Here is a 13,191-nt window from a genome sequence, read left to right as displayed (position 1 = left end):
CTCAGACGGAATCCTTTTAAGATGATAACTTTTTTTCGACAAAAATATTTGCCTTTTCTTTTTTTATTTCTCTTATTTTTAGCCAAACAAGTAATGCAGTTAAATCAGCTTTGCTGACACCGGGAATTTTTGAAGCATCACCAAAATTTTTTGGCTTTATCTTATTCAAATTTTCTCTGGCTTCTAAAGATAATGTCTCTATCTTTTCATAGTTTATTTCTTGAGGCAGAGATTTACAGCTTTGACGATTTATTTGTTCTATGTTGTTTTTTTGTCTTTTAAGGTAACCCTCGTATTTAATATCTATTTCAACACCTTCCTGTATTGAAGAACCTAGATTTCTTTCATTCAAATTATATTTAATTAGATCTGAATAATGAAAGTTTGGTCTTTTTAAGAGTTCTTTCAAAGTTGTTGAGCCTTTGATTTTTGATCCCGTTTCTAATTCTATTTTTTTTGATATTTCATCGGTATTTTTTAAACGAGTATTATTCAATCTAAATTTCTCTTCTTCGAGGAGGTTCATCTTTTCTTGATAGGCCGACCATCTTTTCTCATTAATTAGCCCTATTTGATAACCTAATGGTGTTAATCTTCTATCTGCATTATCTCCTCTGAGAGTTAACCTATATTCACTCCTACTAGTGAGAACTCTATATGGTTCTTTGAGATCTTTTGTAATTAAATCATTGATCATTGTTCCTATATAACTGCTTTCTCTGGAGAAGATTATTGGATCTTTTTTGTTTAGTTTTCTTGTCGCATTGACTCCTGCAACTAATCCTTGTGCTGCTGCTTCTTCATAACCAGTAGTGCCATTAATTTGTCCGGCGCTAAATAAATATTCAATTTCTTTCGTTTCGAGTGATGTTTGGAGCTGTGTTGCAGGTATATAGTCATACTCCACAGCATATGCTGGTCGCAACATTTTACATTCACCTAATCCAGGTAAGGTCCTTAAAAGTTCTAATTGAATATTTTCGGGTAAACCTGTAGAAAATCCTTGTACATATATTTCAGGGGTATTAATTCCTTCTGGTTCTAAGAAAATTTGATGTGATTCTTTATTAGCAAATTTGACGATTTTATCTTCAATTGATGGACAATATCTTGGCCCTTTACTATCAATAAAACCGCCGTAAATGGGAGTTAAATGTAAATTATCTCTAATAAGTTGATGGGTTTTGGTAGTTGTTCTTGTGATGTGACAACTAACTTGGGGCATATTATTTTTTATATCTGGGTCAAACGAAAAATATTTATCTACTGCAGTACTTGGTTGAACATCTAATTCATCAAAAATGATACTTCTTTTATCAACTCTTGCTGGAGTACCTGTTTTTAAACGTTCTGTTTTGATACCAATTTCGTGTAAATTCTGAGTAAGACCTTGTGCTGCTTGTTCGCCCGATCTGCCAGCTGACATTGATTTATTTCCTATCCATATTCTTCCTTCTAAGAATGTACCAGCTGTGATGATAACTGATCTTGCGGAATAATAACTACCAAAGAATGTTTTTACACCCTTTATTCTTTTTTTTAAGATTTTTTTTGAGTTCAATCCAATTTGTTCAGTTTTTGCAATATCCAGTTCAGTAATCATTGCTTCTTTTAAAGATAAATTATCTGTATTTTGTAGTATTTCGATCATTTTTTTTGAGTATTCTCTTTTATCTGTCTGAGCTCTTAACGCCCATACAGCTGGGCCTCTACTTGCATTTAATATTCTTTTTTGAATAGCTGTTTCATCGGCTAATTTACCAATAATTCCACCTAATGCATCAACTTCATGAACCAACTGACTTTTTGCTGGTCCCCCAACAGCAGGATTACACGGTTGCCAGGCAATCCTATCTAGATTGATTGTAAATAAGGCAGTAGAAAAACCTAATTTTGCTGTTGTTATAGCGGCTTCGCATCCTGCATGTCCTCCTCCAATAACGATGACGTCAAAAGATTCATTTGTTGAGTTATGATCTTGCATTTTAGGATCGATTTAATTAGCTAAATTCCTAAATCTCGTAAATTGAGGTTCAAATAATAATTTAACAGTTCCTACGGGTCCATTTCTATGTTTAGTGACAATGATTTCTGTAATGCCTCTATCTTCAGTCTCCGGATTATAGTATTCATCTCTATAAATCATTAATACTAAATCTGCGTCTTGTTCAATAGATCCTGATTCTCTTAGATCGCTTAACATTGGTCTTTTATTTGTTCTAGACTCAACCCCTCTACTAAGCTGAGATAAAGCTACTACTGGGACTTTTAATTCTCTGGCCATGCTTTTAAGACCTCTTGTTATTCGTGAAAGTTCTTGAACTCTATTATCAGGGGTTGAACCTTCCATCAACTGCAGATAATCAATCACAATTAATCCAAGTTCTTTTTTTTGTTCAGCTATTAATCTTCTGCATAGAGATCTCATCTCTAGAACACTTAGGTTAGGCTTGTCATCTATGAATATTGGTAATTGACCTAATGAATTGATACCTTCTCCGAGTAATGGCCATTCTTCTTGCTGTAATCTTCCTGTTCTTAGCCTGCCACTTTCGATCCCCACTTCCATAGAGAGTAGTCTATATGTCAACTGTTCTTTACTCATTTCAAGGCTAAATACACACACAGGTAAATCTTGAGATTGTGCAACATTTTTAGCCAGATTAAGAACTATTGAAGTTTTCCCCATTGAAGGTCTTCCAGCAACAATTATTAAATCACTTCTTTGAAAACCTTGAGTCATCGCATCAAGATCGTAGAAATTAACAGGAATTCCAGCTACTGAAGTACCTAATGATCTTGACTCTATTTCATTGAAAGTACTTGTAAGGATTTCAGCTGCTTGAGTAAGACCTTTTGAAGGTTTTTCTTGACTGATTTCAAATATTTTTTGCTCTGCTTTGTCTAGAACTTCATTAGTATCTTGAGTTTGATCAAAACCTAGTTGAACCACTTCATTTCCAGATCTAATAAGTTGCCTTCTCATGAATTTGTCGTTAATTAAATTAGCAACTTGTTCTATGGAAGCTGTAGAGGAAACATTTTCAACGAGTTCTACCAGTTTGCCGTTTCCTCCAATTTTTTCTAGTGATCCATTATCTGCTAACCAAGCACTCATTGATGTTAAATCAGTTGGCTTTCCCTGGGTATGCAACATTAATGCTGTTCTATAAATCTCTTGATGGGCGTTTATATAAAAAGCTTCAGGTTTAATTAAGTCTGCAATTCTTCCGATCGCATCTGGATCAAGAAGTATGCCTCCAAGCACAGCTTCCTCTGCTTGAACGTTTTGAGGAGGAACTAATCCAGCATTTTCACTATTAAAATCCTTTTTAAAATTTTTATTTTGCCCATTATTTGGAAAAGGTACGGAAACCATATCTTTAATTGCTTAGATATATACTCTGGCTACTTTTCAAAATAATGCAACAAATTGATTAACTTGTTACTTCAATATTTACTTCTGCATTTACTTCTGGATGTAATTTTATTTTTGCAGTAAAGGCACCTAAATTATGAATATCAGGAACAGTAATGTTCCTTCTATCAATTTCTTTTTTAGTAGCCGCTTCTATCGCTTCGGCAACATCACCATTGGTAACCGTTCCAAAAAGGACACCATCTTCTCCAACCTGTTTTTTGATAGTGAACCTACCTATTGTAGATAATGCAGTTTGGAAATCTAAAGCTTCTTGCTTTAATTTACCAGCAGCGATTTTTTCTTTTTCTTTCTTCCTCTCAATTTGCTTAAGGACTGCTGGTGTTACATTCATTGCCTTGCCATAAGGTAATAGAAAATTTCTTGCGTATCCTGGTGCTACATCAACTAGATCTCCTTCTTTACCTAGTGACGCGATTGATTCAGTTAATGCAACTTGTACTCTTTTAGCCATGAAAATATTGAACAATATAGTTAATAATAAGACCTAGAGGGTAACTTTACTTTTTTTGCAAAACCAAATTTCGCAAGAATCTTAATATGTTCCCATGTTATGTCTATCTGACCTTTAAATAATCCCTGTTTTGCCGAATTGGGAAATGCATGATGGTTATTATGCCAACCTTCTCCAAAAGTTAATGCAGCAACCCATGCATTGTTTTTAGATGAATCACCACTTTCAAATGGAGCTTTACCCCAACAGTGCGTCGCGGAGTTGACTAGCCAAGTTACATGATAAACAACCACAAGCCTCAATGGAATTCCCCAAAGGACTAGAGCCCATCCTCCAACTCCTAATTTTTGACCTATTACGTACAAAGAAAGTCCAATGGGAATTTGTAAGAACAAAAAATATTTATTTAAGAATCTATAGTATGGATCCTTGATTAAATCTGCACTTAGTTTTGGAACAGCTTTTAGTGCTTCTACGTCTTTAAACATCCAACCCATATGACTCCACCAAAACCCCTTTTTACTATTGTGATGATCTACTTCAGTATCTGAAAAAGAGTGGTGATGCCTATGTAAACCTACCCAATCAATTGGTCCATGCTGGCAACTTATGGCTCCACAGGTAGCAAAAAATCTTTCTAACCATCTTGGTACAATGAACGATCTGTGTGATAACAATCTGTGATATCCAAGGGTGACTCCTAAACAAGCAGTTACCCAGTAAAAAAATAATAATGAAGTGACTGCAGGGAGACTCCAAAATTTTGGTTGTAGAGCTATAAGGGATAGAATATGAATTGCAACCATAAAAACTATCGTTCCCCACGTTTTATGTAGTCTTGGGGGATATCTTTTTGAATGACTGGAAGGTTCCAGTAATTTTTCTGAGAGTTCTATAACTTTTTCAGCTGGAACAGGTTTTTTTAATTTTGCTGTTTCTTGGAAAATTACTGAATTCATGATATTGAAATACTATTTTCAAAATTACCGATATGTAATATTATCATACTATATTATTGATAAGTTTAATTATCTGTGAGTCTCGGATATCGCGATAAATTATCTAGAGGTCGAAGGGCTATGGCTCATTTGATACACCTCTGGCATGAAAGAAATGGTTGGTCTCACAGAGTACTGCCATTACTTTCAGAAGTTCTTGATTTAGGTAAAGTTCATAATTCGCAAATTTCTAATCTTAGGAATGGGAAGTTATCTTCGCCAGGTCCTGAAGTTTTTCTTGCTTTAGCTCAAGTTAATACGATTCTTGATCAAGGTATTGAAAAAATCAGGGATCGTTTTGAAAGTGATTACCCAGAGTTATGGAAATCTTTGGAAGAGTCTGCATTACCCCTGAAAAATGATTCTGGTAATCCATTGTCGGCCGGGGATTTATTCGAGATATTTTCAGGATTAAAACCTCTACCTTCATCTTTTGACTGGTACATAGAAGATGAAGAAGCTTCTGCTTTAAGTGACGCTCTTTCAGTGCATTTTTGTCAGAATAAGGCTTGGAGATCATGTAAAATGCGGGTAATGGATGCCTATGCTGTCAATAAATCTGCCCGTAGAGAACGTTTTGCTGAAGTAATTGCAGGAATTAGAGATTATACTGCAGAAGAATTAGATGGAGAACTTCTTGATTTATATGAGGCTTCAAAAAAACTTTCTTATTTCCAGGGCAGGGGACCTAATGCTTTCCTAGCAGAATTAAGAAATTTAGCTTCTGAAAAATAACATGAATTTTTATAATAAATGACTCTTGACAATAACTTAAAACTGGCTGAACACACTGTTTTTTCTGTAGAAGAGAGTTTAAGTAAAGTTTTCCAAGAAAGGTCCAATCAGGTTTTCCAGAAATTAGAAAATATTTTGACAATTTTTAAGGAAGAAAAAGTTTCTACTAGTCATTTCAATCAATCTTCTGGTAGTGGTCATGATGATATATCTAGAGAAAAAATTGATGCAGTTTTTGCAAGATTATTTCTTGCTGAAAAGGCTGCTGTGAGGATGCAATTTGTGAGTGGAACCCATGCAATAAGTTCTGTCTTATTTGGAATTCTTCGACCCGGAGATGTAATGTTATCTCTTACAGGACAACCATATGACACGTTAGAAGAAGTCATAGGAATAAGGGGAGGAGGAAAAGGATCACTTAAAGATTTTGATATTGAATACAAGCAAGTAAATATCTGCGAGAATTTTGATTCTTTTGAAGAAAAAATTGTTCATTTTTTTAAAGAAAATTCATGTAAATTAGTATTCATACAAAAAAGTTGTGGATATAGTTGGAGAAAGTCTCTTACGAATCATCAGATAGAGAAAATTTGTAGTCTTATTCATTCTCTTGATACTAACTGCATATGTTTTGTTGATAACTGTTATGGTGAGCTTGTTGAAGATAGTGAACCAATTTCTAAAGGGGCAAATATAATTGCTGGTTCATTGATTAAAAATTTGGGAGGAACAATAGTTCCTACTGGTGGGTACGTTGCAGGAGATGCAGAGTTGGTTGAGATGGCATGTTCTAGATTAACCTCACCAGGCATTGGCTCTTCTGCAGGAATAAATTTTGGATTAGGAAGATTAATTTTGCAGGGTTTGTTTTTAGCACCACAAATTGTTCATGAATCACTAAAAGGTGCTGATATGGTTGCAGCAGTCTTTAAGAATTTGGGATTTAAGGTTTTACCAGAGCCAGCAACTTATAGATCTGATCTTATTCAGTCAGTAAGATTGAATAATCCTGATTTGGTACAAAAAATTTGTCAATCTTTTCAAAATTCTTCACCAGTAGATTCTTTTCTAAATGTTGTTCCATCATCAATGGATGGATATGATTCAAAATTATTAATGGCAGGAGGTACCTTTATTGAAGGTAGTACAAGTGAATTTTCTGCTGATGCCCCTCTAAGAGATCCTTATAATATTTTTGTTCAAGGTGGTTCTCACATAGCTCACATCAAAATTGCATTAATTCGATTATTATCTGAACTATTAGAGGAAAAATTAATTTCAAAGGATTCTCTACTTCCTTTATCTACTTAATCATGTCTTACAAGTTTCCAGACAACCTCAACTATGCTGATACTCATGAATATGTCTTGGAAGAAAATGGATTATTAAAAATTGGAGTTAGTGAATTCGCTATAGATCAATTAGGAGATATTGTTTTTGTTGAATTAGCTGATGAAGGTGCGACTTTAGAGAAAGGCGAGACTTTTGGAACCATAGAATCAGTTAAGGCCGTTGAGGAAGTCTATTTGCCTTTTTCAGGGGAAATAGTATCTGTAAATGAAAGTGTTATTGAGAACCCTGAGCTTTTACAGAATGATCCGATTGGAGAAGGTTGGTTAGTCATTTTGAAACCAGAATCAAAAGCATCAATTGCTGATTTGATGACCTCTGAGGAATATCAATCAAAGGTTGTACCAAAATAAGGCAAACTTTTTAAAAAGAGCTATTTTAAAGAAAAATATTTTAATATGACATCTAAATTTGGGTCTGATTTGTTTGTAGATAGGCATCTTGGGTTAGGAGATAATGACGAAAGAATTATGCTGAACAAGCTTGGTTTTAATAATATTGATCAATTTATAAATCAAGTTATTCCTGAAGATATTCAGCTTAAAGATAAATCTTCAGAAATATTGCCCCAAGGTTGTTCAGAAATTGAGGCTTTAAACGAATTAGAAGAGATTGCGAATAAAAATACTAAAATGAGATCACTTATAGGTCTTGGTTATTATGACAATCATATGCCTAAAGTAATCCAAAGACATGTTCTTGAAAATCCAAGGTGGTACACGTCTTATACTCCATATCAAGCAGAAATTGCACAAGGAAGATTAGAAGCTCTATTTAATTTTCAGACTATTGTTTGTGAACTAACAGGATTCCCTGTCGCCAATGCATCTTTGTTGGATGAGGGTACTGCTGCAGCAGAATCCATGGCCATGAGTTTTTCGGCAAGAAAAAATAAATCTTCAAAAGTTTACTTAGTGGAGTCAAATGTTTTTGATCATACTTTTAATGTTCTACAAACCAGAGCAAAACCTTTGGGAATATCTTTAAAACGCTTTACTCAAAGCAACCTTCCTAATCATGATGATGTTTTTGGAATGCTGTTGCAATTACCTGGTAAAAATGGTCAATTATATGATCCCACATTCTTAATATCCCAAGCACATCGATCAGAAATTATTGTTACGGCATGTATTGATCCACTAGCACAAGTTTTGATTAAACCAATTTCTGAATTTGGTGTTGATGTAGCAGTGGGTAGTATGCAAAGATTTGGTGTACCAATGGGTTTTGGCGGTCCCCATGCAGCATATTTTGCTTGTAGCGAGCAATATAAAAGGCTGATACCCGGAAGAATTGTTGGGCAAACTCTCTCTAAAAATGGAGAAAAATCTCTAAGACTAGCATTGCAAACAAGAGAGCAACATATTAGAAGGGAAAAGGCCACCAGTAATATTTGTACTGCTCAATCTTTATTAGCCATAATTTCTTCTTTTTATGCTATTTATCATGGACCCTCTGGATTAACGCAAATTGCTAAGAGATTAGTTGAGTTGAGAATAAATTTAGAATCAAGTTTAGCTGCTTTAGGTTTTGATATTCCTGATGGGATAAGATTTGATAGTGTTGATGTTTATTCTGAGCACTCCCAGAGGATCCATAATGAAGCTTTAAAAAATGGCTACAACTTAAGAATTTTGCCGTTGGGATCAACTATTGAAAATTCAACTGGCTTTGGGATCTCTTTAGATGAGCTTAGTAATGAAAAAGAAATAAAAGATATTTTGACTTTCATAGCAAACCTTTTAGAAAAAGAAGATGATTTAGAGCATATAAAATTTGATAAAGAATTTCATCTTGAAAGTTTAGCTTTGAGATCCAGTGAATGGATGCAGCAAGATATATTCACAAATTATCAAAGTGAAACTGAATTAATGAGATATATATTCCGACTTGCAGAAAAAGATTTTTCTTTGGTAGATGGGATGATGCCATTGGGAAGCTGTACCATGAAGTTAAATTCTGCAGCAGAGTTAAATCCAGTCTCTTGGGCTAATTTATCTTCCATGCATCCTTTTTCCCCACTAGATCAAACTAAAGGCTATTCAAAAATTATATCTGACCTAGAAAAATGGATAAGTGAGATTGTTGGTTTAAAATCAGTTTCTTTTCAACCAAATGCAGGCTCTCAAGGAGAGTTTGCAGGTTTATTGGCAATTAATTCTTATTTTGAATCAAGAGGTGAACTGTTAAGAAAAAAATGTTTAATTCCAAAAAGTGCTCATGGAACAAATCCTGCTAGTGCAGTTATGGCAGGTTTTGACGTGTTAACTGTTGAATGTGATGACGAAGGAAATATTGATTATCAAGATTTGTCAATTAAGGTCAAGAAATTTGATAACCAAATAGGGGCTCTTATGTTGACTTATCCCTCTACTCATGGAGTTTTTGAATTACAAATCAGAAAGATATGTGATTTAATTCATTCTGTGGGAGGATTTGTCTATTTAGATGGAGCAAATTTGAACGCTCAGGTTGGATTATGCAAACCTGGAAACTATGGGGTTGATGTTTGTCATTTGAACTTACATAAAACATTCTGCATTCCGCATGGAGGTGGTGGTCCAGGAGTAGGTCCAGTTGCTGCATCAGAAACTTTAAGCCCGTACCTTCCTACTCATTCTTTAATGGATAATAATTTATCTAATAGTTTAAATTTCGTATCTTCTGCCAAGCATGGGAGTGCAAGTATCCTTCCAATAAGTTGGATGTATATAAAAATGGCAGGTCTTAGTGGGTTAAGGAAAGCAACTTCGCACGCAATTTTATCTGCAAATTATATTGCGCATTCCTTAAAACATAAATTCAAGATTCTTTATAAAGGAAAAAATAATTTTGTCGCACATGAATGTATTTTAGATTTTAGAGATTTAAAATCCAAAACTGGATTGAGTGTCAATGATTTAGCTAAACGATTAATTGATTATAGTTTTCATGCCCCAACTATTAGTTGGCCTGTGCCAGAAACCATAATGATAGAGCCTACTGAAAGTGAAAGTTTGGCAGAAGTAGATAGATTTTGTGAGGCTATGCTATTGATTGGAGAAGAAATCAGTGAAATAGAAAATAATTATGAATTAAAAAATAATAATGTAATAAGCAATTCTCCCCATACGTTGAAAGAGTTAATTGCTGATAATTGGCAATATCCTTATTCAAAAGAAAAGGCTTCTTTCCCTTATAAAACTCCAACAACTATTAAGTTTTGGTCTTCAGTTTCTAGGATCAATAATGCATATGGCGATCGCAATTTAATTTGTTCTTGCAATGTAAATCAAGATGAGACTTTAGAAGAAAAAAAATGTGCTTAAAGGACTAGCGTCCCTATACATACTTAGTTATTATCAATTTGAATAAAAATTTAATATTTTCTTATAGAATTTTTTTAAATTTTTTTATTACAATATTCGAGCATCAAATTTTTTGGGGTATTTGAAGCTATGACCAAAGATTTTAAATCTGGTAATGTTAAGCGACTGCCAGTTAAAAACGTCAACTTACCAAATTTTGTAAATAATTTTTCTGGAGATAACTCAAATATTTGTTCTATTGAGGGGACTAATGTTATAAGAGTACCTTTTGGGAAAAAATTCTCAAAGAAAAAAAGGCCTGAAAAGAATCAAAATATAGCTACTCTAATACTTCCTTTAAGTTCATATAGCAATCCTACGCCCCCACACGTCGCATAATAAATTAGATCAAATTTAATCTATTTCTTTGAGCGTTTCTGAATAATAATTTTGCAGTTGTAACGTTGCTTGATTCCAATCCCATTTTTCTGCTTCGTTTCGCGCCTCTTTTCTCATAATTTCTCTTTTATCTTCATTCTCTAGAATTTTTTTTGTTGCTTCAATCAAACTTTGTACCCCATTATCTTTTTCATCTGGATCATATAAACAACCATTTATCCCATCGCTAATTATATCTGGAATTCCCCCCTTGTTGGCTCCGATAACTGGACATCCTGCGGCCATTGCTTCGAGTAAAACTAAACCAAGTGTTTCTGTACTAGAGGGAAATAAAAATATATCTCCAGAGGCATAGGCGCTAGCAAGTTCATTACCAGATAAATATCCTATGAAATTAGTCTTGGTATTTTCGAAGATTTTTTCAAGTTGGTTTCTATACGGTCCGTCGCCTACAAGTGCTAGACAAGCATTAGGGATACTTTCTAAGACTGGTTTAATTCTCTCAATTTGTTTTTCTGCGGATAATCTTCCTACATAAATCAATAAATAATTAGCATCTTTATATTTTCCAAATAATTTATCTCTCATTTTCTCATTTCTTAAATCTGGTCTGAAACTGTAAGTATCTACTCCTCTTTGCCAAAGAGCAGTCCTTTGAATACCTTTATCTTTTAATTCATTGACCATAGCGGTGGAAGTACACAAATTTAACAATGCTTGATTATGAGCTGCTTTAAGTAATTCCCACAAAAGTGGCTCTAGCATACCCATACCGTAATGTTCCAGATATTTCGGAAGATGAGTATGGTAGCTAGCAATTAAAGGAATATTATTAGTTTTCGCCAACCATATGCCACCTAAGCCAAGTACAGCTGGATTAACAACATGTATTAAATCTGGGTTAAATTTTTCTAACTTATCTGAGACTGCAGGGCCTGGTAAGCCAAGCTTCAACTCTGGATATAAGGGTAATGGCATTGCAGCAACTCCCACTACAGTTGCTCCCATATATGATTCTGGACACCCCTCTGGACAAAAAATTATAACTTCATCACCATTTTTTATTAAAAATTCAATTGTTTTAGTCAGTCTTGTGACTATGCCGTCAACTTTAGGTAAAAAAGTTTCAGTAAACAATGCAATTTTCACTTTCTTAAGATAACTATTTCAAAATTTTAATTAGTCTTAATAGCCTCAGCTTGTTTTTTTGTCCAGGATGAAACACAAGGTATGCGATTAAGATCACATCTATTGGAGTATTTTTTAGCAACTTCAACAACTTCTTCTAATAAGCCATTATCAAGAGTAGTTGGGTTTAAACCTAATTCTATAAAGCATTTATTATCAACAATTAGATCATTTTCTACTGCTTCATTCCTTGGATTTGGTAAATAATTGATTTCAGCTCCAGTTAGAGAAGCAACTTTTTTAGCTAGTTCTCCAACTTGATGACTCTCAGTCATTTGATTAAAGATTTTGACTCTTTCTCCAGATTTTGGAGGATTTTCAAGAGCAAGTTGTACGCATTTGACAGAGTCTTTTATATGTATAAATGCTCTTGTTTGCCCTCCTGTCCCATGAACACTTAATGGATATCCAATTGCAGCTTGCATTAGAAATCTGTTTAAAACAGTTCCATAATCTCCGTCATAGTCAAATCTGTTTGTCAATCTAGGATCTTTTAAAGTTGCTTCTGTATTTGTTCCCCAAACAATGCCTTGGTGTAGATCAGTGATCCTTACAAGATCATTTTTGTTGTAGTAAAGAAATAATAATTGATCTAAAGTTTTAGTCATGTGGTAGACACTACCTGGGCTTGCAGGGTGTAATATTTCTTCTTCAAAGCGGCTTCCATCAGGTTGTGGAACTTCAACTTTTAGATAACCTTCTGGAATTGTTGCACCTCTATGTGATCCATATCCGTAGACTCCCATTGTTCCTAAATGAACAACATGAATATCTAAATTACTCTCTACTATCGCAGCAAGCAAGTTGTGGGTGCCATTAACATTATTATCTACTGTATATCTTTTGGTAAAACTCGATTTCATCGAGTATGGTGCTGCTCTTTGTTCTGCAAAATGGATCACGGAATCTGGTTTTTCATCAATGAGCAAATTGAGTAATTTTTGATATTGCTTAGAGATATCCATGTTAAGAAATCTCATAGGCTTGCCTCCAGTCTCTTCCCATGCAGAAAGTCGTTCTGTTATGGAAGAAATTGGAGTTAAAGATTCTACCTCTAGATCAATATCAATTTTTCTACGACTTAAATTGTCGACAATAATTACATCATGATTTTGCTCTGCTAAATTCACCGCACAAGGCCAACCGCAAAAACCATCTCCACCTAGAACAATAACTTTCACTCAGAACTCCAGAATTAAAAGATTCATAATATATTTATTAAATTACTACAGCGTGCTTCCACTTTGCGAAAAAACATTGTAAATAGTTTCAAATCTTCTTTCTTAAATAGGATAAATAAAAGCAAATAATAAATTTTTACTTTCTTTTGAAACTTTTCTC

Annotated in this window: 11 protein-coding genes; 5 read left to right on the top strand and 6 right to left on the bottom strand. The window is 34.1% G+C overall.

Annotated elements, in window-relative coordinates; translation table 11 throughout:
• Positions 1-16 precede the first annotated feature (16 nt).
• Genes mnmG through A9601_RS17990 form a run of 4 tightly spaced genes read right to left on the bottom strand, consistent with a single transcriptional unit; the run spans position 17 to position 4,852 of the window.
• Positions 17-1,984 (bottom strand): tRNA uridine-5-carboxymethylaminomethyl(34) synthesis enzyme MnmG, encoded by a 1,968-nt coding sequence (mnmG, locus tag A9601_RS18005; RefSeq protein ID WP_011819285.1) that lies wholly within the window; start codon positions 1,982-1,984, stop codon positions 17-19.
• Positions 1,985-1,996: 12 nt separating this feature from the next.
• The gene (gene dnaB, locus A9601_RS18000; protein ID WP_011819284.1) at positions 1,997-3,379 is read right to left on the bottom strand and encodes a replicative DNA helicase; all 1,383 of its coding nucleotides are present in this window, start codon (positions 3,377-3,379) and stop codon (positions 1,997-1,999) included.
• 58 nt (positions 3,380-3,437) lie between these two features.
• The gene (gene rplI, locus A9601_RS17995; protein WP_011819283.1) at positions 3,438-3,893 is read right to left on the bottom strand and encodes a 50S ribosomal protein L9; all 456 of its coding nucleotides are present in this window, start codon (positions 3,891-3,893) and stop codon (positions 3,438-3,440) included.
• A 20-nt stretch (positions 3,894-3,913) separates the two neighbouring features.
• Entirely contained in the window at positions 3,914-4,852 is a 939-nt protein-coding gene (locus tag A9601_RS17990) for an acyl-CoA desaturase (RefSeq protein ID WP_011819282.1), read from the bottom strand.
• Between the two features lie 75 nt (positions 4,853-4,927).
• Here A9601_RS17990 and A9601_RS17985 point away from each other — a divergent pair, with 75 nt between their 5' ends.
• The 5 genes from A9601_RS17985 (at position 4,928) to A9601_RS17965 (ending at position 10,662) form a co-directional block, all read left to right on the top strand.
• A complete protein-coding gene (locus A9601_RS17985; protein WP_011819281.1) occupies positions 4,928-5,626 on the top strand; it encodes a hypothetical protein in 699 nt (232 codons plus the stop codon).
• Between the two features lie 18 nt (positions 5,627-5,644).
• The gene (locus A9601_RS17980) at positions 5,645-6,937 is read left to right on the top strand and encodes an aminotransferase class I/II-fold pyridoxal phosphate-dependent enzyme (RefSeq protein WP_011819280.1); all 1,293 of its coding nucleotides are present in this window, start codon (positions 5,645-5,647) and stop codon (positions 6,935-6,937) included.
• 2 nt (positions 6,938-6,939) lie between these two features.
• A complete protein-coding gene (gene gcvH / locus A9601_RS17975; RefSeq protein ID WP_011819279.1) occupies positions 6,940-7,329 on the top strand; it encodes a glycine cleavage system protein GcvH in 390 nt (129 codons plus the stop codon).
• A 45-nt stretch (positions 7,330-7,374) separates the two neighbouring features.
• Positions 7,375-10,284, top strand: a complete 2,910-nt coding sequence (gene gcvP / locus A9601_RS17970; RefSeq protein ID WP_011819278.1) for an aminomethyl-transferring glycine dehydrogenase — start codon at positions 7,375-7,377, stop codon at positions 10,282-10,284.
• A gap of 129 nt (positions 10,285-10,413) precedes the next feature.
• Positions 10,414-10,662 (top strand): hypothetical protein, encoded by a 249-nt coding sequence (locus A9601_RS17965; RefSeq protein ID WP_011819277.1) that lies wholly within the window; start codon positions 10,414-10,416, stop codon positions 10,660-10,662.
• A 15-nt stretch (positions 10,663-10,677) separates the two neighbouring features.
• Here A9601_RS17965 and A9601_RS17960 read toward each other — a convergent pair whose 3' ends face one another.
• On the bottom strand, positions 10,678-11,811 hold the full coding sequence (locus tag A9601_RS17960) for a glycosyltransferase family 4 protein (protein ID WP_011819276.1): 1,134 nt from the start codon (positions 11,809-11,811) through the stop codon (positions 10,678-10,680).
• 26 nt (positions 11,812-11,837) lie between these two features.
• Positions 11,838-13,031: an NAD-dependent epimerase/dehydratase family protein gene (locus A9601_RS17955; RefSeq protein ID WP_011819275.1), complete on the bottom strand. Its 1,194-nt coding sequence runs from the start codon at positions 13,029-13,031 to the stop codon at positions 11,838-11,840.
• Between the last annotated feature and the right edge of the window lie 160 nt (positions 13,032-13,191).

This window comes from Prochlorococcus marinus str. AS9601, from assembly GCF_000015645.1.
Taxonomy (GTDB): domain Bacteria; phylum Cyanobacteriota; class Cyanobacteriia; order PCC-6307; family Cyanobiaceae; genus Prochlorococcus_A; species Prochlorococcus_A marinus_O.
This window is presented reverse-complemented; position numbering and strand designations above follow the sequence as displayed.

What these genes read in the sequence shown, in the direction of transcription:
- A9601_RS17965 (WP_011819277.1), top strand. Translation starts at nt 10,414, where the DNA reads ATGACCAAAGATTTTAAATCTGGTAATGTTAAGCGACTGCCAGTTAAA.
- A9601_RS17980 (WP_011819280.1), top strand. Translation starts at nt 5,645, where the DNA reads ATGACTCTTGACAATAACTTAAAACTGGCTGAACACACTGTTTTTTCT.
- gcvH (WP_011819279.1), top strand. Translation starts at nt 6,940, where the DNA reads ATGTCTTACAAGTTTCCAGACAACCTCAACTATGCTGATACTCATGAA.
- mnmG (WP_011819285.1), bottom strand. Translation starts at nt 1,984, where the DNA reads ATGCAAGATCATAACTCAACAAATGAATCTTTTGACGTCATCGTTATT.
- A9601_RS17990 (WP_011819282.1), bottom strand. Translation starts at nt 4,852, where the DNA reads ATGAATTCAGTAATTTTCCAAGAAACAGCAAAATTAAAAAAACCTGTT.
- rplI (WP_011819283.1), bottom strand. Translation starts at nt 3,893, where the DNA reads ATGGCTAAAAGAGTACAAGTTGCATTAACTGAATCAATCGCGTCACTA.
- gcvP (WP_011819278.1), top strand. Translation starts at nt 7,375, where the DNA reads ATGACATCTAAATTTGGGTCTGATTTGTTTGTAGATAGGCATCTTGGG.
- dnaB (WP_011819284.1), bottom strand. Translation starts at nt 3,379, where the DNA reads ATGGTTTCCGTACCTTTTCCAAATAATGGGCAAAATAAAAATTTTAAA.